This window comes from Bradyrhizobium sp. ISRA436 (assembly GCF_029910015.1).
GTDB lineage: Bacteria > Pseudomonadota > Alphaproteobacteria > Rhizobiales > Xanthobacteraceae > Bradyrhizobium.
On record NZ_CP094519.1, the window covers coordinates 6,105,586 to 6,127,229 of the forward strand.

23 protein-coding genes and 2 pseudogenes are annotated in these 21,644 nt (G+C 60.0%); 2 read left to right on the plus strand and 23 right to left on the minus strand.

The genetic code is table 11. The features are described from left to right. Positions 1-806: 806 nt before the first annotated feature. The 16 genes and pseudogenes from MTX23_RS28420 to MTX23_RS28500 form a co-directional block, all read right to left on the minus strand. Positions 807-1,055, minus strand: a complete 249-nt coding sequence (locus MTX23_RS28420) for a hypothetical protein (protein ID WP_280973437.1) — start codon at positions 1,053-1,055, stop codon at positions 807-809. A 137-nt stretch (positions 1,056-1,192) separates the two neighbouring features. After that, positions 1,193-1,641 (minus strand): annotated as a pseudogene (locus MTX23_RS28425) (Rieske 2Fe-2S domain-containing protein). 589 nt (positions 1,642-2,230) lie between these two features. Then, complete coding sequence (locus MTX23_RS28435) at positions 2,231-3,379, minus strand: DegT/DnrJ/EryC1/StrS family aminotransferase (protein WP_280978232.1); 1,149 nt, start codon at positions 3,377-3,379, stop codon at positions 2,231-2,233. A gap of 50 nt (positions 3,380-3,429) precedes the next feature. Then, positions 3,430-3,699, minus strand: coding sequence for a DUF6129 family protein (locus MTX23_RS28440; RefSeq protein ID WP_280973439.1), 270 nt, complete (start codon positions 3,697-3,699; stop codon positions 3,430-3,432). Between the two features lie 31 nt (positions 3,700-3,730). Beyond that, positions 3,731-4,090 carry a DUF3024 domain-containing protein gene (locus MTX23_RS28445; protein ID WP_280973440.1) on the minus strand — a complete coding sequence of 120 codons (360 nt, stop codon included), beginning with the start codon at positions 4,088-4,090 and terminating at the stop codon, positions 3,731-3,733. A gap of 15 nt (positions 4,091-4,105) precedes the next feature. Further along, positions 4,106-4,345, minus strand: a complete 240-nt coding sequence (locus tag MTX23_RS28450) for a nitrogen fixation protein NifZ (protein ID WP_280973441.1) — start codon at positions 4,343-4,345, stop codon at positions 4,106-4,108. Beyond that, positions 4,342-4,662 carry a nitrogen fixation protein NifZ gene (locus tag MTX23_RS28455; protein WP_280973442.1) on the minus strand — a complete coding sequence of 107 codons (321 nt, stop codon included), beginning with the start codon at positions 4,660-4,662 and terminating at the stop codon, positions 4,342-4,344. Before MTX23_RS28455 ends, MTX23_RS28450 begins: the two co-directional genes overlap by 4 nt. Then, positions 4,659-5,432, minus strand: a complete 774-nt coding sequence (locus tag MTX23_RS28460; protein WP_280973443.1) for a 4Fe4S-binding leucine-rich repeat protein — start codon at positions 5,430-5,432, stop codon at positions 4,659-4,661. Before MTX23_RS28460 ends, MTX23_RS28455 begins: the two co-directional genes overlap by 4 nt. Further along, positions 5,429-5,860 carry a hypothetical protein gene (locus tag MTX23_RS28465; protein WP_280973444.1) on the minus strand — a complete coding sequence of 144 codons (432 nt, stop codon included), beginning with the start codon at positions 5,858-5,860 and terminating at the stop codon, positions 5,429-5,431. The genes MTX23_RS28460 and MTX23_RS28465 overlap by 4 nt, the downstream gene beginning before the upstream one ends. A gap of 408 nt (positions 5,861-6,268) precedes the next feature. Further along, positions 6,269-6,493 (minus strand): 4Fe-4S binding protein, encoded by a 225-nt coding sequence (locus MTX23_RS28470; RefSeq protein WP_280973445.1) that lies wholly within the window; start codon positions 6,491-6,493, stop codon positions 6,269-6,271. Positions 6,494-6,504: 11 nt separating this feature from the next. Further along, complete coding sequence (gene nifB, locus MTX23_RS28475) at positions 6,505-7,998, minus strand: nitrogenase cofactor biosynthesis protein NifB (protein WP_280978233.1); 1,494 nt, start codon at positions 7,996-7,998, stop codon at positions 6,505-6,507. Positions 7,999-8,482: 484 nt separating this feature from the next. Next, positions 8,483-9,343: an SIR2 family protein gene (locus tag MTX23_RS28480; protein WP_280973447.1), complete on the minus strand. Its 861-nt coding sequence runs from the start codon at positions 9,341-9,343 to the stop codon at positions 8,483-8,485. Continuing rightward, positions 9,340-9,564 carry a putative nitrogen fixation protein NifT gene (nifT, locus tag MTX23_RS28485; protein WP_280973448.1) on the minus strand — a complete coding sequence of 75 codons (225 nt, stop codon included), beginning with the start codon at positions 9,562-9,564 and terminating at the stop codon, positions 9,340-9,342. Before nifT ends, MTX23_RS28480 begins: the two co-directional genes overlap by 4 nt. After that, entirely contained in the window at positions 9,561-10,769 is a 1,209-nt protein-coding gene (gene nifS / locus MTX23_RS28490) for a cysteine desulfurase NifS (RefSeq protein ID WP_280973449.1), read from the minus strand. Before nifS ends, nifT begins: the two co-directional genes overlap by 4 nt. Then, entirely contained in the window at positions 10,766-11,056 is a 291-nt protein-coding gene (locus tag MTX23_RS28495) for a NifU family protein (protein ID WP_280973450.1), read from the minus strand. Before MTX23_RS28495 ends, nifS begins: the two co-directional genes overlap by 4 nt. 21 nt (positions 11,057-11,077) lie before the next feature. Beyond that, positions 11,078-11,398 (minus strand): iron-sulfur cluster assembly accessory protein, encoded by a 321-nt coding sequence (locus tag MTX23_RS28500; protein WP_280973451.1) that lies wholly within the window; start codon positions 11,396-11,398, stop codon positions 11,078-11,080. Positions 11,399-11,676: 278 nt separating this feature from the next. Here MTX23_RS28500 and MTX23_RS28505 point away from each other — a divergent pair, with 278 nt between their 5' ends. Continuing rightward, positions 11,677-12,267: a hypothetical protein gene (locus MTX23_RS28505; protein ID WP_280978234.1), complete on the plus strand. Its 591-nt coding sequence runs from the start codon at positions 11,677-11,679 to the stop codon at positions 12,265-12,267. Between the two features lie 713 nt (positions 12,268-12,980). Then, positions 12,981-15,309 (plus strand): annotated as a pseudogene (locus MTX23_RS28510) (NADP-dependent malic enzyme). 231 nt (positions 15,310-15,540) lie between these two features. Here the strand turns inward: MTX23_RS28510 and MTX23_RS28515 are convergent. The 7 genes from MTX23_RS28515 to nifE form a co-directional block, all read right to left on the minus strand. Further along, complete coding sequence (locus MTX23_RS28515; RefSeq protein ID WP_280973453.1) at positions 15,541-16,437, minus strand: host specificity protein; 897 nt, start codon at positions 16,435-16,437, stop codon at positions 15,541-15,543. 686 nt (positions 16,438-17,123) lie between these two features. After that, a complete protein-coding gene (gene fdxB, locus MTX23_RS28520; protein ID WP_280973454.1) occupies positions 17,124-17,420 on the minus strand; it encodes a ferredoxin III, nif-specific in 297 nt (98 codons plus the stop codon). 14 nt (positions 17,421-17,434) lie between these two features. Beyond that, positions 17,435-17,635 (minus strand): CCE_0567 family metalloprotein, encoded by a 201-nt coding sequence (locus tag MTX23_RS28525; protein ID WP_280973455.1) that lies wholly within the window; start codon positions 17,633-17,635, stop codon positions 17,435-17,437. Positions 17,636-17,644: 9 nt separating this feature from the next. Then, entirely contained in the window at positions 17,645-18,115 is a 471-nt protein-coding gene (locus tag MTX23_RS28530; protein ID WP_280978235.1) for a NifX-associated nitrogen fixation protein, read from the minus strand. Between the two features lie 7 nt (positions 18,116-18,122). Further along, on the minus strand, positions 18,123-18,518 hold the full coding sequence (nifX, locus tag MTX23_RS28535) for a nitrogen fixation protein NifX (RefSeq protein WP_280973456.1): 396 nt from the start codon (positions 18,516-18,518) through the stop codon (positions 18,123-18,125). After that, positions 18,515-19,924: a nitrogenase iron-molybdenum cofactor biosynthesis protein NifN gene (gene nifN, locus MTX23_RS28540; RefSeq protein ID WP_280973457.1), complete on the minus strand. Its 1,410-nt coding sequence runs from the start codon at positions 19,922-19,924 to the stop codon at positions 18,515-18,517. The genes nifX and nifN overlap by 4 nt, the downstream gene beginning before the upstream one ends. A gap of 9 nt (positions 19,925-19,933) precedes the next feature. Then, entirely contained in the window at positions 19,934-21,574 is a 1,641-nt protein-coding gene (gene nifE, locus MTX23_RS28545) for a nitrogenase iron-molybdenum cofactor biosynthesis protein NifE (RefSeq protein ID WP_280978236.1), read from the minus strand. Positions 21,575-21,644 lie beyond the last annotated feature (70 nt).

Below are 21,644 nucleotides of genomic sequence, written 5' to 3' on the forward strand. Positions count from 1 at the left end.
GCCTGCGGCTACCGCGACATGCCGCAGAAAGACGCTTGCCGCCACTTCACCGCGAACATGCGCACGCGCTGGCTTAAGGTGCCAAGGTCACTCAGCCATCGGCGCGGGACGCCGAGACCGACGACGGCAATCGCAGTCACGCGCTAATCCGTCACAGGAGCACACGCTGTGGCACCGTAATTGCAGTGCGCTTGATGGAGGACGTCACCATATGACAACGCTGGATGTTAGTCAGCCTGATTTCTCTGCCAAACCGACGACGAGGAGGCCTGATCCATCAGATCGAGCCATGTCCCGGCGTGACGGCAGGCATCGGGCCGACAATGCCCGGTTACCTCATCTGTGGCGAGATATCGAAGCCGACGCTGAAATGCGGACAGCGAAGTCGACGGCATCAAAAACATCGATATCTGGTTTGTCTTCGATTCATTCCGGGACACAGCGCGTCAATAAGTCCACTTCAAACCTTTGTGGCGGATCTCATGAGCTCGGCATTCAATCTTGCGAGGCGAGCATAACAATGATCGAAGCCACGGCCCGCGACGGACATAGCCTTTTCACCGATCGCGCCGATCGCGACGGTGCATTTACGAGGGATTCGTACTTTGCAGGGTTATTCCCCGTATCGCCGCAGGTGCAGCCGTCGCGTCACTTTCCCAAGGATCTACGATACAGGATCGTCATTTCACGCCCCCAACGGTCCTGTTAGTCTGGGCCTCCCATTCTCCCTGCCCCAGACGGTGCCCTCGGTGGGACTCCAAGGCCGCCGAGGGCATTTCTTTTTTCGTCGAAGTCATTCCTATCCGTCACAAACAAGGATTGAATTCTGGCCAGCCAGTCCATTCGGGATAGCGCCTAGCCACCTCCTTGGCGCCGCCGAGGCCGTCCCGGTGCATAATGCGAATGATTTTCGCTTCGTTCGCTCCATCTGCGAGCCAGGCGTCGATCAGCCGGCCGATCCTTGCGAGGCCACCAAATGCGCTCGACGATCGGAACATGGCTGGCCCGACCGCTGCGGCTTGGGCATCCTGCCCGCACGACTTGCGCCGGCGCACGCGGGTCCCCTTTGGCTTTATGGCATCACAAGCAGTTCCGCGGGTAGACTTGGGTCGATAATGACAAGACGGGTGGCTCCATCCGCTGGTCACACAACGCGTGAACGACCTGATCAACGGTCGAGAGATCGCGCCGGCTAATCCGGATGGATCGTAATAGCCATGGTTTCATCGCTGCCTTCGAGCCAATCGGAGGGCCGATTGTCCTCCAGCAGCTTGACGCCACACAGACAGACTTCGCCCTCGATCACGGTGATCGCGATCGGCTCGAGGAGGCGTCCATACAGGGGCCGTCGATGCAATAGCCGCTGTCGATCTCGAAGATCGCTCCATGCCGGCCGCATCTAAGAAAAGAGCGGTCCGCTGAGAAAAATTCGCCACCGCCGACGTTGAGCCAAACCCCGTCATGTGGGCAGCGATTGATATAACCGAAAAAGTCATTGTCAAACGTCCGCACGACGACAATTGGGAATGGCCGGCTCTCACCGCCGCCGTCGATCCGGGCCAGGCTAAACCCCTTGGCACCGCCCCGCTCAATGGCGCCGGCAGGACAGACGGCAAACAGGTCGATCTCGCGAGCCGCCATATCGCCGCTGATCCCTTATCGCCGCCTCACAGCTTCCAGTCTGAAGGCATCGACCGCAGTTCGCGGCAACCGAAATAGCCCGCAGCCGCGAGCGAGCGGCCGATAGGCATGGCCTGCGCGCGCGTTGAGAACATTGAACCACTGGTTTGGCGTGAGCTTCGCGGGGCGCTCACTGATCTGCGCCACCGTCCCGTCTGGGGCGAATCGGACGTGAATGATGACCTGTTGCGCGTTCATACTCGTTCCTTTTTTGGTCGAATTTCGAGGCTTGAGACGAACGCTCAGGAGATTGGTCCCTGACACCCTGGGCTTCGAAGCGCTGAGCGTCGCGTCGAACAGCGGGCTCGAAGCGGCATCTACGCTGCGTTCGCGCTTGCCATTGTCCTCGCGCCCGACCTTTGAGCGCCTCCTGAGCTCTTCCCCACGCCCCGTTGGAGCCGACCTGCTCCGCCCTCGCAATTTGCCTCACGTGGCATTCTCCGCGCCAGGCAACAGATGCGCAGCAATCGACCCCGCCGTCTTGGGCAATGGCAAATCGGTGATCATCATTCGATGCTTGCCCAGCCTGGTTTATGAGATGGCGGCTAGCTCAGTAGATGGCCGCGCCAGCGCCTACATTGACCGATGCATCCTTCATCGTCTCCACGATAAACTCGATCTGTTTGTTCGAGAGATGAGTGTGAAATGGCAGAGCCACGGCGCGATCGGCAATTTTTTCCGTAACCGGGAAATCACCCCGTCGATAGCCGAGATCAAGATAGTGAGGCTGCAAATGTAACGGATGGCTGTAGGCGACAGCTTCGACCTGCTCGACGCGCAAATCGTCGACAATGGCATCGCGGCTCGATCGCGTAAAGCGCGTCCCGAGATGAACCAAATACAGAAACCAGTTCACCTCGGTCGCATCGGGGCCGATATAGGGCGGCTTGATGCCCTCAAACGATTGCATATGCGCATTGTAGAGCTGCTCGATCAGCCGCCGCCGCTCCAGAATTTCCGCAAGGCGCTTGAGCTGCGCAAGTCCTAAGGCCGCTGTGAGATCGCTCATGCCTGCCTGGTAGGGCGGCGCGCTTCCGACGACGACGGAGAAGCGTTCATCTGCTCCATGGGCGCGGTGGCGACGCAGGCTAACGGCGAAGTCGATGTCGTCGGTGACCACCATTCCGCCTTCGCCACAACTCAGTGCCGACGGCTGAGCAAAGTCGAAAACGGCGACGTCGCCAAAGCATCCGACAAGTTCGCCCCTATATCTTGATCCAATCGCCTCGGTGGAATCCTCCAAAAGAAGCAGCCGGCGGCGCTGCGCGATTGCGCGCAGCTCCGACCAGGGTGCCGGATGGCCATTTGGATTCCCAGCGATGATCGCTCGCGTGTTGAGCGTGATTCGCTCTTCGAGTTTCGCCGGGACCAACGCTCCGGACCAATAGTCAATATCAGCAAACACCGCTCGCGCGCCTGCGAGACTGACCGCATGGACCGTCTCGCGAAACGAGTAGGGCGAGGCGATCACCTCCTGGCCTGGCCCGATGCCGAGCGCCTTTAGCGCAAGCAGAAGACCGATAGTGCCGCTCGGCACGGCAACGGCATAGCTGCGGCCAACATAACTCGCAAATGCCTGCTCGAATTCATCGGTGATCGGCCCGTTCGAGAGCCGCGGCGAACACAGCAACGCCTCCACAGCAGAGAGTTCGGCGCTTGTGATATCGGGATCGGACAGCGGAACGAAGGAAACATCCATCCTTGCGTCGGCGGCACAATTATTGTGGTTCTCCGCCAGTCCAATACCGCTCACCGCCCAATATTCCTTCTCGCCAGCAGCATTCCGGTTGCCTTTGCAGGGTCGGCCGTCATGTGAACGCAATGATCGGATCCATCGATGAGATGCAGATCGAAGTCCAAGAAGCGCCGGAATGGCTGCTCCGTCACATCGGACGCGTCACAGCGCATCCAGGCGAGCTTCGGAAAGCGACGGCGCAACGCCTCAAGCGATGCCGCATCGGCGCTAGTCGCCGCAAGCAGCCGTTCGATTTCGGTCAGTTCATCGGCAGCCAGCGCCATTGTAGCTCCTCTATGACGGTCCCCGACCGCATCATTGCCAGAACAATCGCTCGGGATCCGCGTTCAGCTCGTCGATCGCTGACGTCAACCGTTGGAAAATGCTGTAAAATTCCCAGCTCTCTCGCACGTGGTTCTTGAAGAAAAGCTTCCAGACCTCGCTCACGACATCATAATGGACCAGCGCGATATCGATCAGGCCGCCGCCCTTGTCGATATTGTGCGAGCAGCAGGGACTCTCGACGAGATAGCCGCTCCTCACCGGCTTCACATTCGGCATGACGTAGCGATAGCGATTGCGGGTGATCAACGCGCGCTCGATCCGCTTGCGATCGAGTTCGTTCGGGTGAGGAACAAGCCCGGTCTGTGACTTCCGCACTACCGCTGCAGTCATCGCGAAAGTCTCCCCTCAAAGTAGCGCAATTTCTTCTTCGAGACAGCCGATGACCAGCTGTCCACCAAAATCGACAATGTAGATCGGCACATCCGCTTGCGTATGCATGGCGACCCGGATGATGTTTCCGATCCGTCCGGCACTGAGCAGGAGTCCGTCGGCCGGCGCATCGGGAAAAGAACCGTCATTGATGAGGTCGACCGCGGTTTTGACCCGCTGGCCTGATCGATATTTCGGAAGGCCCGTCTCCGTCATGATCCGCTCGTTTTCGGCAGCGCCAGATGATCAGACGCCTCGCGCATGCCGACCGGATCGAGCTCCTTGCGCTTCATACCGACGCGGTAGCCGGTTTCAGGAAATTCGACTCCGTAGATATAGAATTGCTGGAGGAACGTGCCGATGGAAACGACGTAACCAACCTCGCCTTTCTTGGCCAGGAGAGCGCCGATGTCCTTGCCGGGATAGGTGCCATCATTGCGGATATTGCGGTTGGCCCGCACCTTGTCGCCGAAATTGAAGGCCGGGGGCCCGTCCAGCTCAACCACGTCACTGTCGCGAGCGATGTTGCTCATGCTCGCCATCCTTGTGGGCTGATGGACGAGACGGTCAACCGAGCGCGGGCGACCTCCTGCACCATGCTATCCTCGTCTTTGACAAGATCTGCCAACTCGTCGGCCGCAATGCGGCTCGCGACTTCGTAACGGATACGCCAATCAGGGTCACGCCGCAGCGTGGTCAGGGACTGAGGTGACAGTCGCCGCGCGATTTCGAGGCGGATCGAAGCCTGCGGGTCGTTCACCATGGCCATCAGCCAATCGTATGGAATACGTCGCGCCACCATGCGGCGAACCTCGGTGTCCTCGTCATTCATCAGTGATCCGAGCCGCCACGGCGCAATCCGGTATGCCACGACGCGACGGACGTAATAGTCATCGTCCGACAGCATCGGCACCAGTTCGTCGTCATCAAGCAAAGCCGCGACGCCAATCCTGACCGCGCGATGCGGATCGTTGCGCAGACGCAGGACATAACGTCTGGGCAGCCGCTGCGCCGCGTTCCAGCGCACGGTCTCATCCCCGTCATTGATTAGCCGCAGCAATAGAAAGCGATTGGCGTATCTGGCCACAATCGCTCGCACCTCGAAATACGGGTGGCCAATATAACCGTCGGCGAGCCCCGGGTTCTGCTCGAAGAAGCGATCGATGCGGCGAGCGTACCTGTCGTGGACGCAGGCGTGCGAGGGCTCGCAGCCGCCCCCTTTCTTCAGCGACCGATGAGGGCAGGCGCCGCAATCGATCTCATGCCCGAGCCAGTCGAGGGCATCGCCGATGTCAATCGTCATCTCACTTGCTCATCTGTTCTGGAACGTCCAAGGCAAACGCCGGCGCCGACCTCGCCGGCGGGTTCGAATTCGAGCAGATTTTCGTTGCCACAGCCGTTATTCGGATTGCCGAACACCATCTTCAGCAAAAATCGACAGAAGCGCGTCTCATAGCGATCGAGAGCGCTCGCGGCCGCGCTGACTGTTAACCAACCGTCGCCGCCTGTGTTTCCGCGCTTGATCCGGCGCAGACAGGGCTTTGCGATCTCCAATGCTTGGGTTAACCGAGCCGTGTAGAAACAGACATGGTAACGGACCACGGCATGGTCCGCGGCCAGCGCTTGAGCTTTCAACAGGTAAGTTTCGGCTGTCTCGTCCTGGTAACGTCCAGCCCACCGCAGTTGATCTTCGGCGTCACGCGGCAGGTCGTCACCGTGCTGTGTGTGCATGATCTGCACCCCCTTGCGGCAACATGTCGGGTCGACTGCAATGTTCCGCGTAATCGTCGGCCTTGCTCGTTTATTGGAGCGCTCTCTGCGTCGTTGGGCAGCGGTGCTCCTGGTTCCGATTGACTTGCTACGAACTGCGCCGCCACGTCGATCACATCGGCAGCGACACTGCCGAATAGACAATCGGTCCACGGCCTCGAAGCGCAACTTTTGACCAGCACTGGGCTCGACCAGCACACCCGATCCCGGAGGCCGATGCAGCATCGATGCGCGCGACGAACGCTCTCGAGCGATCGGTTCCCTTGATCCGAACCGAAAGCGGGCTTCTGGGACACCATCAACGCGCCGCACGGAACTTATCGACTGCGCTCCGACGCAGCTTGGCCTGAACTTCATCGTCTCATCCCGTTAACCCGGTGCCTTGTAGCGCGGCAATGACACATCGATCACGCAGGTGTCGTCGACCGGGCAAACCTCGACACATTGCGGATCGTCGAAATAGCCGATGCATTCGGTGCACTTCTTCGGATCTATTGCGAAGATTCCACCTTTCTCGACGATCGCAACGTTCGGGCAAATCGGCTCGCAGGCTGAGCAGCCGGTGCATTGCGAAGCGATGATCTTGAACGGCATCGATAGTTCCCCTACGCCACCGAGGTCATCGCTGAATCTCGCATTGCCGTGCGTGCGACATGCTGGATCTCACCGCTTTGCACCCTGCGGAGATAGGCTTTGAACCAGGCGATCATCGAGGTCTCGATGAACTCATGGGCGTATTGATCGACCGGCTCGATGCCGGCATTGATCAGGCTGTTCTTCGGGCAACCGCCGATCTTCGCGACGAATACCGCATGGCAATCGCCAATGGCGGCGATGATGGGTGCAAGCCTGTCCTGCTCGCCATAACCGGCCTGACAATAGAGATCGATCCTGCGGTGGCCAACGAATTTGGTGCCGGATGTCGAAAGTTCGTACACCTGGAACTCATTGGCATGTCCAAAATGCTGATTGATCAGGCCCGAGCCCTTGGTCGCGACCGCGACCAGAAGCGTGATATCGCTCATCTCGCCAGCCAATTCCATAAGCTCCTCTTGCTTGGCTGCGGCCTTTGCCGCGCGCTGATGCTCGACGTTGGCTTGGTAGGCCTTTCGCGTCTCAAAGTCATATTTGAGCTCCATGGTCATGAGCCTCTCTGCCGTGAACTCGGAGCTGCGATCCTGTCCAAGTAGGCCGACGGCGTCGGCGCGGCATTGGCGACAATGCCGCATCATGTTTATCTCGCCTTCACAAGTGTCCTGCAGTGCCTTCAATTCCTGCGCGGTTGGCCCCCGCTGGCCATTGAGGCCGAATACCGTGCCGTGCTCGGGCGCGGAGATCAGTGGCATGATATTGTGCAGGAAGGCACCGCGCGACTTTACCGCCTTGTTGACCTCGACCAGGTGCTCGTCGTTGACGCCCGGGATCATCACCGAATTGACCTTGCACAGGACGCCTCGTTGCGCGAGCATCTCAAGGCCCTCAAGCTGACGGTCCGCGAGTATCCTCGAGGCTTCGGTCCCGGTGTAGCGCCTATGATTGAAGAATATCCAGGGATAGATTTTCGCACCGATTTCTGGATCGATCATGTTGATCGTGATGGTGACGTGATCGACCTTGCAGCGGACGATTGCGTCGATATGGTCAGGCAGGGCCAGCCCGTTAGTCGACAGGCACAGCTTGATGTCGGGCGCGGTCGTTGCGATCAGGTCGAAGGTCCTGAAGCTCTTTACGGGATTCGCGAGCGCATCGCCGGGACCTGCGATGCCAACCACGGTCAGCTGCGGGATGTTTGCGGCAACCGCGAGCACTTTTCTCGCTGCCTGCTCAGGGCTGATCTTTTCGCTCACCACGCCGGGACGCGATTCATTGGCGCAATCGTATTTGCGATTACAGTAATTGCACTGGATATTGCAGGCTGGCGCGACCGCGACATGCATGCGGGCATAGTGATGATGCGCTTCTTCGCTGTAGCAGGGATGGTTCTTCACCTTTTCCCAGACTTCGCTCGGCAAATCGCCTTGACCCGCATATGAGCCACAGCTCGCCTTGCCTCCGGCCGCCGAGGCGCGGCAGCCCTTATGCTCGCCAGTGGGCAGCATCTTGCTGCTCGTCGCCGGATGATTGGCGCCATTTCCGCCTCCCGCCACTGCCTTCATGTTCGGTTCTCCCCTGCGGGCCGGATCGGCTCCCTGGACCGGCCCAGGCGAGCATAGCGAGGAGTTAGCAACCGGCGTGCCATCGCTGACACGACCGGATCTGTTCTTCACGTCAATGAGTTAGCTGGAGCGATCGGGCTCGTCCGTTTGTAGGACAACGATGATGCACGTGTTGGAAAAACGACAAGCCGAACGATTTGGCGCAGAGCCGGCGTTTGTCAGCACAATCGTCCGCCAAGTGAGTCGCCGAGATTCTCCGGACGCAAGCCCGGCCGTTCGCCCCCGGGGTGCGGGTCGAGCCTCGCCGGCTCCGCTTTGCGAGCGCCTAAAGCACGATGGGTTTGAGCTGACTTCTCATCGCGCTTTAGCGCCTGGTCTAACTATGATCCTTTCGGGAGGACCGCATCACACTTTTCCGGGTCATGCTCTAGCTGATCAATATCTCCACCGCGCGCAGGAGCCCGATCGCGAGTGGTATCAGGTCCTGCTCGACCAGAAAGCGAAGCTCGTTGCGCGTAAGCCTGTCCGGATCGACGATCGCGTAGTGGATGTCGGCCGAACGCTTGGTGATCTGGCGCGCATAGGTACGCAACAGCTGGTCGTTGAAGCGACAGCCAACGAAAAGGAATCTCCTACCGGTCCGCCTTTCCTTGATGATGTCGGGGACCGGAGACTGGATATCGATCTCAGTGAGAACCTCGACGTAATCAGCCTCCGAAATCAGGAAGTTCTTGGCCGGCAGCGCGCCGCCATGCGGCTTGTACAGCACTGTCGTCCAATTGCCGGCTGCGGCACGATCAACCTCTTTGCCCGCTGAATCGTAAAAGCGATACCAGCGGTCCTCGCCTATGCCGCTGCGCACGCCCCCCTGCACCTCACCCCATCCGTCGCGTTTGCCGAGTGCGGCACGCATGGCGCCATCGTACCAAACATCGACAATCATCGGCACCGACAGAGCCGCAAGATGATGATGCAGGGGCGTCGGATCGACCGGGAGGGCGAACGCCTGCGCCATCAACGCCGTCACCGTGGAACGATGCCTTCTGCTCTCGATGTACTGGGCCGACGCCCAGGCATTGCCCTTGACCCGGCGCGGCACCGCCACCTTGCTGGCAAAGAACGCCGCCAAGGCTTCGGGCGTCATTGGCACTTGGGGAGCGGACAAGGCGGCGAGGTCAGGTCCAAGATAGGGAACGATGCTGCCATCTCTCAAGCTGTCCGCGACGTCGGTGAGAACCGCCTCGGCATCGGCGGCGTTGACATAATCGATTCGCGGGGACGCCCTCATCGGCTGTCCCCGTCCTCCCCACGCTTCCTGGCGTTGATTGTAATCGGCAGCGGCGTGTCGCTCGCCATCTCGGGCAAGTCCAGTACCCAGCCATTGGCTATTTTGATCCAGCCGCCCCAAAGCGTTTCATACTCGGACTCCACGATCGGCTCTTCGAGATCTTTCTTGGGCACGTAGATCGACAGCCCCGCCTCGGGAGAGCGACGGATCATGATTTTCATGAGGTCAGCCTTCTGAATGATGCCGTATCGCTGGCTGGATTGGCGCACGCGCGCGGCATGGCGCGCAACTGGGCCACGATATCAGATAGTACACTCACGACCTGATCGACATCTTCGACGGTCGTTTCACGCGACAGGGAAAAGCGCACTGCGCCGCGCAGGCTCGTCGCCGGCACCCGCATCGCGCGCAGAACATGGGACGGCTCCATCGAGCCGGAATTGCAGGCGGCCCCGAGCGAGGCTGCAATGCCAGCACGATTGAGATGATGGACGATTGCTTCGCCGTCGAGATGTTCAAAGGCGATGTCGGCCGTGTTCGATAGCCGATTGCCGACATCGCCGAGCACCGTGCAATCGCCACCATGCAAAATGGCCTGTTCCAGACGATCGCGCAATGCGCCAATGCGAACCCGCTCCGGCTCGAGCCGTTCGGCCGCAAGCTCTGCGGCCTTTCCAAGGCCGACAATGCCGGGGACATTCTCAGTTCCGCCGCGGCGCCGTCGCTCCTGCGATCCGCCCCAGATTAGCGGCTTGAACTTCGTACCCTTTCGCAAATAAAGCGCGCCGATGCCCTTGGGACCGTGCAGTTTGTGCGCGGATAGCGACAGCATGTCGATCGCACTGTCCTTGAGATCGATGCGCACCTTGCCAACGGCCTGCACCGCGTCGCAGTGAAACAGCGCACCTGCCTCACGCGCCAACCCAGCCAGAAATTCTACTGGAAAGATCGTACCGGTCTCGTTATTGGCCCACATCACGGACGCAATCGCCGTGCGCGGTCCAACCGCCCGCCGAAACGCCTCGATATCGATTCGGCCGCACGAATCTACGGGGATCACATGCGTCTTGACGCCCCTTGTCGCCAGTTGCTCGACCAGCGCAAGGATCGCGGAATGTTCGACAGAGGTGGTGACAATCTCGTCGCGCCCATCTTGGGTCGCAAGCGCTGAGAGAATGGCAGTATTGTTGGCCTCGGTTCCACCGGAGGTGAATGCGATTTCGTGCTCATGGGCATTTCCTAACAATTGCTGCAAGCTGCGGCGCGCCTGGTTCACGGCGCTTGCGGCCTCGCTGCCAAGGTCATGGCTGGAGGACGCGTTGCCGAACCGTTCGGCGAAGAACGGCAACATTGCTTGGACGACGGATGGATCGGCTCGCGTCGTCGAATTGTTGTCGAGGTAAATGGGCACGCAGGTCTCGCTCAATGGCGCGCGTTGGGCGCGCCGGCGACCGGAATCAGGCGGATCAGCCCACCGAGCTTTTCGACCAGGCGATCCTGAATGCCTTCGAGTGTCGCGCTGGACAATTTGCAGAACACACAGGCACCTGTTAGTCGGACCATGATCCTGTCGCCATCGATATCGATCAGCTCGCAGTCGCCACCGTCGCGCCGCAGACGGGGACGGATCTCCTCGATCACGCCGCGAATAACCAGCTCCCGCTCGGTTTCGGTGGCCGACGGCTGCTTCAGTTGCTCAGGCTCGATCAGCATGATTCGCTTTCTTTTGTGCCATCATCCAAAGGACTTGCCGCAAGAGCAGCTAGACGTCGCATTCGGGTTATCGAATGTGAAGCCGGGGTTCTCGAGCGCCATCACGAAGTCGATTGTCGTGCCGACCAGATGCTGATGGCTCTTATTGTCGACGAACACCCTGAGCCCGTCGCGCTCGATCACGGTGTCATCGGGCCCTGGCGCACCGGCAAGGCCCATCATGTATTTGAACCCCGCGCAGCCGCCCGCCTCGACCATGATGCGCAGGCCGCTTGCCGGCTGCGTCGATGCGGCAATCGCGTTCTTGACCGCATTCACTGCGCTCTCTGTCAGATTGATCACGAGTCACCCCTGGCTGCCGGGAACGGCTGACTGTGGGCTGGCAAGTCGCATGCCAGCACGCACACGCCTGATAACGCTTGCCTTTCTCAATCGCACGCGTTCGCTTTGAGACCTATGTCAGCTTGCTGACATAGCTCATGCGGCCGTCGCGGCACGCTTACGTACTTTCGCAAGATGTTGCGGCGGACAGACGCCACACATGCGGCGGCAAGCAATTTGCATTGCATGTCGCGCCGGCCAAGGCGTCGGTAATTGAGCTTCGACCAAGGACGATTTTAATGACTGCAATCGAGAACACCGCACTCGGCCGACTTGAGAAGGAGGGGCGGCTGCTCAACGCCGTCCTCAAGGACGAAACCAGCAAGCCGGGCCGATTCGGCTTTCGCGGCGACATCGCCCTGAAATTCCAGGTCCAGGTCGCGGACGAGAAGCGGCCGCCAGACTATTCGATCGAGCAGGTTCTGACGATCGCGCAAGAAGGTGAAAGCACGATTCCGGTGCTGGCCGGCTATCTGCATTCCTTCGAATATCTTGCTGACGTCGCAGAGGTCCTTGACGGCGCGCTAAGCCCAGCTGGCAGATACTTTATGTTCTGCAACAACATCGACCTGTTGGCGAAATATCGAACCAAGCTCGGCAATATTACCTTCCACATCCTACCATGCGATGAATCCACCGTCTGGAAGGAGATGATGGACCTGATCGGGATCAACAAGGATGACATCAAGAAGCTCAATACAGGCGGTAAGCTCGATTACCTGCTCGACGCAGCCAAGGATCTCGATGTGTCGTACGAGCAGATCTCCTACGAAGAAGGATTGAAGAGGATGGAGCCCGTGAAAAACCGTAACGAAAACCGGCCGGTCTGAGTACCCAGTCATCGCGAATTGGTTTCAGTCATCGCGAGAGAGGTTGTCCTCGGCAAGGTGCAGCTCTGACGGGGCAGATGCCGCCCTCGCCGAGCGTCGACGCAATCGGGCGCGAGTTCTCTGCCTCTAGACGGGCCTTCGGTGCAGCGGCCGGTTCCGAGCTCGGAGGTCAAGCCGTGCTTACCGCACATAGGACGGATCACGTATGAATCAGAGCGACGCCGTCATGCGGTCATTCGTTGAGATTGGCCAAGCACCTTCTTGCTTCAGCGCACAAATGGCGATGAACCACGACTGCTGGTTGCCATCCTCGCCGACGACCACGAGATGGACGCCCATGACCCGGCGGGTTGGAATGTCATTGAGGCCGCAAATCGCACAGACAGGATTGGCTGGACCTATTGCGCATTCGTCACAAGCCTTTCATCACTCACCGTTCGGTCAGCCCTGCAAGAATCGCCTCTCCTTTCTGCGCGATCTGGGGCATCGCATGCGCAACCGCTAAAAGGCTGCGATGGAGATCAATCCCGCGAGCATGGACGCTTTATCGTCAAGCGTACTTCCTCGGACTTCCGTCCATATTCCGGTTTTTGCCGACTACTTGCTGGATGAGCTGAATACAGCGGTCGTTCGCGGCATACCTGTCATCCCGCTTTTGCCTTAAGTCTTACGTCCGGCCACCGAATTTCAGTGCGGGGCCGAGGGGGGAGTGCATGTCGTCATCGTCTGAAGAACTCCACAACGCGGCGCTCGCCTATCACCGCCTGCCGCGGCCGGGCAAACTCGAAATTCAGGCGATCAAGCCGCTCGCCAACCAGCGCGACCTGGCGCTGGCCTATTCGCCAGGCGTCGCCGCCGCCTGCACCGAGATCGCCACCAACCCGGCCGAGGCCGCCACGTTAACCGCCCGCGCCAATCTGGTGGCGGTGGTGTCGAACGGCACCGCGGTGCTCGGCCTCGGCAATATCGGCCCGCTGGCCTCGAAGCCGGTGGTGGAAGGCAAGGCGGTGCTGTTCAAGAAGTTCGCCGGCATCGACGTGTTCGACATCGAGATCAAGGCCGACACGATCGAGCGCGTGGTCGAAACGGTCGCGGCGCTGGAGCCGACCTTCGGCGGCATCAATCTGGAGGACATCCGCGGCCCGGAGTGCTTCGAGATCGAGGCACAGCTCAAGGAGCGCATGAAGATCCCGGTGTTCCATGACGACCAGCACGGCACCGCGATCATCGTCGCGGCCGCGATCGTCAACGGGCTGCTGCTGAACGGCAAGAAGCTTGCCGATGTGAAGATCGTCTGCTCGGGCGCGGGGGCGGCCGCGATCGCAACTCTCAATTTGTTGGTCTCGATGGGCGCGCAGCGCAAGAACATCTGGGTCTGCGATATCGACGGCGTCGTCTATGAGGGCCGCAACACCACGATGGACCGCTGGAAGGCGGTCTATACGCAGACGACCAACGCGCGTGTGCTGGCGGACGTCATTCCCGGCGCCGACATCTTCATCGGCCTGTCCGCACCGGGCGTGCTCAAGTCCGAGATGGTCAAGCAGATGGCGGACCAGCCGCTGGTGATGGCGCTCGCCAATCCGGTGCCGGAGATCATGCCGGACGAGGCGCGCCAGGCGCGGCCCGACGCCATGATCTGCACCGGACGGTCGGACTTCCCGAACCAGGTCAACAATGTCCTGTGCTTCCCGTTCATCTTCCGCGGCGCGCTCGATGTCGGCGCCACCGCGATCAACGAGGCGATGAAGCATGCCGCGGTCGATGCGATCGCGCAGCTCGCGCGCGATCCGCCGTCGGACGCCGTGGCCCATGGCTTCGAGAGCACCGAGACCCAGGGGTTCGGTCCGGGCTCGCTGATCCCGAGCCCGTTCGACCCGCGCCTGATCCTGCGCATCGCGCCGGCGGTGGCCAAGGCCGCGATCGAATCCGGCGTTGCGACCCGGCCGATCAAGAACTTCGATGAGTACTGCGCCGAGCTGCAGCGCTATGCGTTCCGTTCCGGCATCACCATGAAGCCGGTGTTCGCCAAGGCGAAGACCCAGCCGGTGCGCGTGATCTACGCCGAAGGCGAGGACGAGCGCGTGCTGCGCGCCACCCAGGTGGTGCTCGAGGAGAAGCTGGCGCGGCCGATCCTGGTCGGACGTCCGTCGGTGGTGGAGACCCGGATCAAGCGCTTCGGCCTCGCGATCAAGGCCGGCCGCGACTTCGACCTGATCAATCCCGAGGACGATCCGCGTTACCGCTCCTATGTGCAGTCCTATATCGACGTCGCCGGCCGGCGCGGCGTGACGCCCGACGCGGCGCGCACGGTGGTCCGCACCAACAACACGGTCATCGCGGCGCTCGCGGTGTCGCGCGGCGAGGCCGATGCGATGCTGTGCGGGGTCGAGGGCCGCTTCATGAGCCATCTGCGCCATGTCCGTGAAATCATCGGCTTCCTGCCGGGGATCAACGACTACGCGGCGCTGTCGCTGATGATCACGACCAAGGGCGCCTATTTCCTCGCCGACACCCAGGTTCGGCCGAATCCCAGCGCCGAGGAACTCGCCGAGGTGGCGTCACTGGCCGCGGTTCACGCCCAGCGCTTCGCCTTCAAGCCCAAGGTCGCCTTCGTCTCGCACTCCGACTTCGGAAGCTACGACACCGACTCGGCGCGCAAGATGCGCCGCGCCACGCAGCTCCTCAAGGACAGGCATCCGGAGATCGAGGCCGACGGCGAGATGCAGGCCGACACCGCGCTCTCGGAGATCGCGCGCAAGGCCGTGCTGCCGCAGTCGCGGCTGGAGGGCGAGGCCAACATCCTGATCATGCCGACGCTGGACGCCGCCAACATCGCCTATCAGACCATCAAGGTGCTGGGAAATGCCTTGCCGGTCGGCCCGATTCTAATCGGACCGGCGCGGCCGGCTCACATCCTCCCCTCCGGCGTGACGGCGCGCGATGTGCTCAACATGACGGCGGTCGCCGCGGTTGAGGCCCAGGAGCGCGCCGGTCGCGCAGCCGACGCTGTTTGGCCAAGGGGCTGTTGTTCGAGTATGATCTCCGCTTCGTGCTTGTTGCGAGACAAAACCGCGGCGCACTCTGCGCTGACACGACCTTCGGGTTCAGATCATGCTCGAGACGAAATGGATTCGACTTGAGCGGAACATCCCCTCCTCCTTTACCATCCGTGGCAGTCATCTGGAATTTGCGAGTGCGGTCGCATTCATGCCGGCGACTGCGGCATAGGCGGGAGCGCTCGCCCCTGGTGAGCGCTCCCGCCTTTCCTCCTCAGGCCAGATTCATCCTCTGCAGAAAATACCAAGAAAGATCATCATCAGATGATGACGCCTCACTATCCGTTTCGCTCAGCTCGGCTTCGCTGCTTGCTTCTGTATCGACATCACCGCTTTCCATCTTTGAAAGATACATCTCAGGTTTGCCTGCCCGCTGCCATTTTCCTTCGGAGTTCTTCGTCCATTTATCGCTCTGGTTAGGGTCAAGCACCCAGCAGTTGTTGCCCAGTGGCTCACCCAAGTCACCCAAGTGGACGAAACCCATCTCTGCCAAACGCGGTTCCATACCGGCAAGGGCAGGACGCGACATGACCAACGCGCGCTCGCCGTCAAGCCGAAGTTGATGTTCCAGCAGGATGTCGCCAGCGTTCTCGACGAGCGGATGCGTGATCCTCAAGTCGACGACAGACGTAATCCCCTTTCGCCCCGGAAACTGCTCGCGAAATTGATCAGCCTTGATACGGAATCCACCTTCTGTCCTGAGAAGCCCGACACTTTTGTCTCCCAGCTGATAGCTGAAATATCGCGTCTCATCTCCGTCCTCGTCAGTGCCACCGTACAGCTTAGCAACCGTTGCTGTGCGAACAGCTTTCTTGGATACAAAATCGGAGTACTCTTGTGGATTCTCAGCGATGCTCTTGATGTCATTGCCATGAAAGGCTTTCACCTCTCTTTTCCAGGAACTCCTTTTGATCTCCACGATCGGGGCGCGAGGATCGAGAGAATATGTTGCAGCCGACGACGAACTACCCGGATGCATGCCTGCAAGCGTATCCGCAAAGCGGCCACTATCTGACGACGGACCGGCTTCGTCAGCTTGGCTAGCGCCGGCGGACTGGCTCGATGAGCCAACAATTCGTCCATACATCAGATTCAACTTTCCTGTCGGCATGGTTTCTTGCACCTGAGCCCGTGCCGATCGAGCTCGCCGACAGGGATAGAAGGCCTAGCTTACAATAACCTGACACGATGCCATCAAGTGTCGCGCACATCGGTGCTACTCAATCGCGGCGACGCGGCGATTGGCGGCTGCTCTTTTGACTGAGCGTAGCGGGCGAGACGGCTCCAGGACAACGATATCCGAACATAAGTGCCAGCGCTGATACAGGCAGGCCTCGACACCAGTTGATTTTGAAATGTAACCGGACGCTCTCAGCATCATACCGAAACGCATCGGCAACGCGCTCGTTCCCCGGCGCGTGCCTCACTCCGGGCTGATCTCAAGTTGCCCTGACCGATCCTTGATGCCACGACACCGACCACATGACGATGCTTCCTCATTGCCAAAGTCGTGATTGAGCCACTGTCGATTTTGCGACCGTGCGCGCCTTAGCCATCAGATGCCTTTGCCGTGGGCTACCGATCGCACAACGACGGTCCACCGGCCATGGCATCACCAGCAATCCGGGCTGTTTAGACTCTGCAGACGGCCCGGGCTCGCCCGAGAGCGCTCATCGGCCAAAGTCGACTCGTGCGATAGGACAAGGGCAACTTGCCTTCAGCGCCGGCTAGAAATGATAGGCGAGCGGATTTGCTTCAACTATTGCGCGACGTCTGGGAGAGCTGGACACAGCGCGCTCAAGCCGCTGCCGCAGCGCCGCAGACGTGCGACTGGCAGTTGGCGGGACAAACCCTGGCGCAGGCGCCGCAGCCGATACAGGCGCCCTGATCGTTCATCACCATGATTTTCTTCTCGATCTCATCGTCATCATCGTCGAGGTCGACAAGTTCGCCTTCCTCGTTGATCCCCTTCAGCGTCATGACGTCACGACCACAGACCTTGAAGCAGCGGCCGCAGCCGATGCATTTCTTGGCGTCGATTGAATTCAGGTAGTCCGGCGTCCAGTTCCGGCCGTCGCGCGTGGTAAGTGACATGATCCGATATCCTTTTAAGCTTTCTCTAGCCGCTTCAGATCCTGGCTCTTGCGCTCGAGTTCGGCGTAGGCATCGTGCGCCTTCCGCGCCACCGCGATGATCGAGGTCCAGTTAACGGGTAACTCCTCCGAAAGGTCGTGCAGATCCATTTTGGCCTGCAGCGCCTTAGCCGACAGCCTCTTCAACTCTGCTTTCAGTGTTTCACGATCGCTCATGAGCCGCCCTCAATAATTCGCCACGTCAGGGAATTTCTGAATCATCCTGATCCCGTCTCCGATATACTTTCCTCCCTCGTCTGCGAGTTTTGCGAAATTGTCGAAGCCGAAGCGGTGGACGTCGCGCAACTGCTTGTTCACCACAATCAGCCGCCCGCCGATCAGCACCATGCGGCCAAAACCTTCATGGTGCATCTTCAGCATCGGCTGGATCATCACACCGGTCGCCTTTTCGATCGAGAGCGCGACCGCATTGAAGAATAGCTCCAACCGCCAGACCGTATCGGGATCGGGATCGCCGACAATTGGCAACTCACGCCGCTTCGCTTTATCCAGAACGTAAGGTTCGAGGAGTTCGAGATCGCTCTTGCTCTCCCACGCTGCGTTGGTCTCCTCAGCGCGCCAAACCTTGAGCAGTTCTTTGACGAACGGAGCGTCGAGCGCGGTTTCGGATTGCACCGTTTCTGCAGCCACAGTCAACTCGTCCTCACTCGTCAAGGTCGAACGTGCGCTTGCGGTCCTTCGCCAAGGCCTTCCGCAGCCAGGGAGGTGGCGTCCCTTTCAGGACGCGCTGGAGCTTTTCGAGCAACCCGAGGATGTTCTCGGGCTTGTTGACCTTGATGGGATGGATCTTGTTGGCCACCACACGCGCGGCGGCAGAGCCGCCGATGGCACCGACATAGAGGATGGCGCAATCCTTGATTGCCTCGATCTTCGGCGCAAGCTTGTCCTCGTTGCCGTCTTCCTTGAGATCGCCGTCGAACTGGATGGCCTTCAAAAACACGTGCCCGCCTGGCGCGACATCGTAAATCACAATGTTTCTGGCCCAGCCAAAATGCGCGTCAACGCGCCTCAGGTCCTGGGTCGCGAATGCCACTCTCATGCCATCGACCTCTCTGTCGCCTCGATGAAGCCATTACGGCGGCCGGACTTTGACGGCAGTGCCGAGATTCGCCAGCGATCCGGCGTTGGCTGATGATTCTCCTCGCGGTCGGCAATCACGAGATTGGCGATATCGAAGATAAGGTCGCGCGTGCCGCGATAGCCGACGGACAATTGATGTCCGGCGCCAATCCGATCGAACATCGGAAAGCCCGCGCGATAAAACGGAATCTTCAGCCGCGCCGCGGCTTGCCGGCCATGCGAATGGGTGATCAGCAAATCGCAGTTCCTGGTCTTGGCCAACGTTTCCAGATCCTCGAGATCGCCAACCAGCACCTCGCTGGTCCTGATCTTCTTTAGCACCGCCGACTGTGTCGTCGTGACGGCTGCCTCCACCTGCGCGCCCATCTCGTGCAGCATGCTGGACAGGTCGAACAACAGGTCCGGCTCGGCACCGATCGCAAGTCTACGGCCGCCGATATGGAAGTGCGCATCCAGCATCGCATCAGCGAGCTGTCCGCGCTGGCGTCGATACTTCGGTGGTATCGGACGACCGCTGATTTCGCTCAGAAACGCGATGAATTCGTCGTTGGGAATCAAGCCGCACAGCCGCTCGAACAGGCGAAATGGCACGCCGGTCTTGGCTTGCATGGCTTCCGCCGCGCGCCGCATCTGCGCACCGATTGCGATGGTCCAGCCGGCCCGGCCCATGTTGGCGACTTCGTCGACCCCAATGCCGCCGATGGTTGTTGGCGTAAACTCGTCAGGGATATGCCCATCTAGCGATCCCGCCAGATCGGGCAGAAAGGATGGCTGTAGCCCGAAATCCTCCAGCATGACCCTGAGTTCATCCAGATCACCCGGCGTGAGGTGGCATCCTGGAAGCACATTTACTTGCGAGGGATTGCGCGGCGCCTTGACCGCACGCGGCTCCACCAGCACCTCGACAATGCGCGTCACGGCCTTCTCCCAGCCATCCTGGAACGCGTCTTTGAAATCGGGCGTCGAGACATAGACCAGAGGCAACTTGGCGACTTGCGGATGTTTGTCTCGGATCAGCTTGATATAGGCGTCAACATCATCACCATTGGTTTCGGTCACTCCGGTCGAGCAAATCCCGATGAGCTTTGGCTTGGTGCGATTATAGATATTGAGGATCGCCTGCTCGAGATTGTCATAGCCGCCGAGAACGGTCGCGACCTCGCTCATGGCGGTGGTCTGCAGCGGTACCGCCTCCTTGAAATGCCGCACAAACAGCGTCAGCCCGAACGACGTGCAGCCTTGGGAGCCGTGCAGCAGTGGCATCGCTCCACGAAGCCCCATGAAGGCGAATGCGCCACCGATCGGCTGGCTCATCTTCAGCGGATTGACCGCGCAGGCCTTCTTCGGCATCGAGACGGTAGCCATGACAGCGTCCTATTCCGCGGCCTGCATTGCGGACGGAGAAGAGGCCAGAAGGTTCTCGATGCGGCGTCTGCAGCAGCCGCCGACCGCATTGGTGTGCTGTCTGACTGCCTCGACGCTGGTCAGGCCACGCGAACGAATGGCATCCTCGATCGTGCCAAGCTCGACTGTATTGCAGAAGCAGATCTTCTTCGCGCGGTGCGACGTCTGCTTGAGCGCCGGATCGGAGACGGAGTCAGGACTCTGGGAATGCGTCTGCAACGCCCTCGCCAACGCGTCCCAGGGCGCCGGTCGACGCAGCTGTTCCCACATCGGGTTTGACAGCGATTTGTCAATCTCTGAAACCAGCTTGACCATTCCAACGTAGCCCAGATAGGCGTGGCAACGCTCCTGATTGATGTCGAGCCATGGCATCGCCGCTTTGAGTGCGACGAACTGGGACTTTCCGCCTGAGAGCATGATGTCCGCTTTCGCATCCTTCAGCATTTTGTACATCTCACGCGGCGGCATGTCCTCGATCATATGGGCATCGTGTCTCAGCAACTCCTTGATGCGCTCCTTGTCTTCACTGGTGGATTTCTTGACGCTGGTTCCGACCAGCTCGAGGCCGGCCTCCTGCAATGCGGCGACGACTGACCAGGATTTGACGCCGCCCGTGATCAACAAGACCTTCTTGCCCTTGAAGCGCGGCTTATACGGCTCAATGGCTGCCCATGCCCGCGCCTCTTCGCGCACGATCACCGCCTCGGTACGCGCAATCAGCTCTTCCGCTGCGCCGCGCTCGACCAAGAGCCGCGCAATCTGCCGCAATGAATCACTGGAATCCTGGATACCGTAGAATGAACCTTCGAAAAACGGGATGCCATAGCGCTGTTCCATCTTCCGCGCGACATTGATCATCGCTTTCGAACAGACCAGCATGGCCGCGCGCGCCCGATGCGACGAGGCGACTTCGCGGTATCTGCCATCACCTGAAATGCAGGAGAGAATGCGGATTCCCAGTTCGTCCAGCAGCGGCTTGACCTGCCAAAGCTCCCCGGACAGATTGTACTCCCCGATCAGATTGATGTCGTACGGCGTCGTGTACTCCGGCTCCTGCGTTCCAATGACATGCTCGAGCAAAGCCTCGCCGGCCAGCTTGTTGCCGAGATTCTTGGAACCGACGAAGCCCGGCGCATTGACGGGGATAATCGGCTTGCCGAATTTTTGCGATGCAGACTTGCAGACCGCATCGATATCATCGCCTATCATGGCGGGAATACAGGTCTGATAGACGAAGATGGCGGGCGGGTCGCATTTGTCGACGATCTCCTTGATCGCCTTGTAGAGTCGCTTCTCGCCTCCAAATACGACGTCGGTTTCCGTCATGTCGGTTGTAAATCCGCTACGCCACAGGCTTGAGCCCGAAGACGCCGCACCCCGGTTGTCCCACGAATTGCCTTCGCACGCGATCGGACCGTGCACCAGGTGAGCTACGTCGGTGAAAGGCTGCAGCGCGATCTTTGCGCCGTCGAAGGCGCAGCCGCCCGCAGCGCTGCCCGGCTGCAGCTGCTTGGTGCAACCCTTCTTGCGCTCGGCATCCGACTTGTTGGCATTCCTGGCACAGCCCGGTTCGTTAAAGATGCCCTGGACCATAGCCGGTAGAGAACTCATCGACATCTTCCCTCTCAACCGAAGCTATCTGCAAGATCAGGTGGTCGTGTCCTTCCATCGCCGACTTTCG

What these genes read in the sequence shown, in the direction of transcription:
- MTX23_RS28435 (WP_280978232.1), bottom strand. Translation starts at nt 3,379, where the DNA reads ATGGATGTTTCCTTCGTTCCGCTGTCCGATCCCGATATCACAAGCGCC.
- MTX23_RS28440 (WP_280973439.1), bottom strand. Translation starts at nt 3,699, where the DNA reads ATGGCGCTGGCTGCCGATGAACTGACCGAAATCGAACGGCTGCTTGCG.
- MTX23_RS28445 (WP_280973440.1), bottom strand. Translation starts at nt 4,090, where the DNA reads ATGACTGCAGCGGTAGTGCGGAAGTCACAGACCGGGCTTGTTCCTCAC.
- MTX23_RS28450 (WP_280973441.1), bottom strand. Translation starts at nt 4,345, where the DNA reads ATGACGGAGACGGGCCTTCCGAAATATCGATCAGGCCAGCGGGTCAAA.
- MTX23_RS28455 (WP_280973442.1), bottom strand. Translation starts at nt 4,662, where the DNA reads ATGAGCAACATCGCTCGCGACAGTGACGTGGTTGAGCTGGACGGGCCC.
- MTX23_RS28460 (WP_280973443.1), bottom strand. Translation starts at nt 5,432, where the DNA reads ATGACGATTGACATCGGCGATGCCCTCGACTGGCTCGGGCATGAGATC.
- MTX23_RS28465 (WP_280973444.1), bottom strand. Translation starts at nt 5,860, where the DNA reads ATGCACACACAGCACGGTGACGACCTGCCGCGTGACGCCGAAGATCAA.
- MTX23_RS28470 (WP_280973445.1), bottom strand. Translation starts at nt 6,493, where the DNA reads ATGCCGTTCAAGATCATCGCTTCGCAATGCACCGGCTGCTCAGCCTGC.
- nifB (WP_280978233.1), bottom strand. Translation starts at nt 7,998, where the DNA reads ATGCTGCCCACTGGCGAGCATAAGGGCTGCCGCGCCTCGGCGGCCGGA.
- MTX23_RS28480 (WP_280973447.1), bottom strand. Translation starts at nt 9,343, where the DNA reads ATGAGGGCGTCCCCGCGAATCGATTATGTCAACGCCGCCGATGCCGAG.
- nifT (WP_280973448.1), bottom strand. Translation starts at nt 9,564, where the DNA reads ATGAAAATCATGATCCGTCGCTCTCCCGAGGCGGGGCTGTCGATCTAC.
- MTX23_RS28495 (WP_280973450.1), bottom strand. Translation starts at nt 11,056, where the DNA reads ATGCTGATCGAGCCTGAGCAACTGAAGCAGCCGTCGGCCACCGAAACC.
- MTX23_RS28505 (WP_280978234.1), top strand. Translation starts at nt 11,677, where the DNA reads ATGACTGCAATCGAGAACACCGCACTCGGCCGACTTGAGAAGGAGGGG.
- MTX23_RS28515 (WP_280973453.1), bottom strand. Translation starts at nt 16,437, where the DNA reads ATGCCGACAGGAAAGTTGAATCTGATGTATGGACGAATTGTTGGCTCA.
- fdxB (WP_280973454.1), bottom strand. Translation starts at nt 17,420, where the DNA reads ATGTCACTTACCACGCGCGACGGCCGGAACTGGACGCCGGACTACCTG.
- MTX23_RS28525 (WP_280973455.1), bottom strand. Translation starts at nt 17,635, where the DNA reads ATGAGCGATCGTGAAACACTGAAAGCAGAGTTGAAGAGGCTGTCGGCT.
- nifX (WP_280973456.1), bottom strand. Translation starts at nt 18,518, where the DNA reads ATGAGAGTGGCATTCGCGACCCAGGACCTGAGGCGCGTTGACGCGCAT.
- nifN (WP_280973457.1), bottom strand. Translation starts at nt 19,924, where the DNA reads ATGGCTACCGTCTCGATGCCGAAGAAGGCCTGCGCGGTCAATCCGCTG.
- nifE (WP_280978236.1), bottom strand. Translation starts at nt 21,574, where the DNA reads ATGAGTTCTCTACCGGCTATGGTCCAGGGCATCTTTAACGAACCGGGC.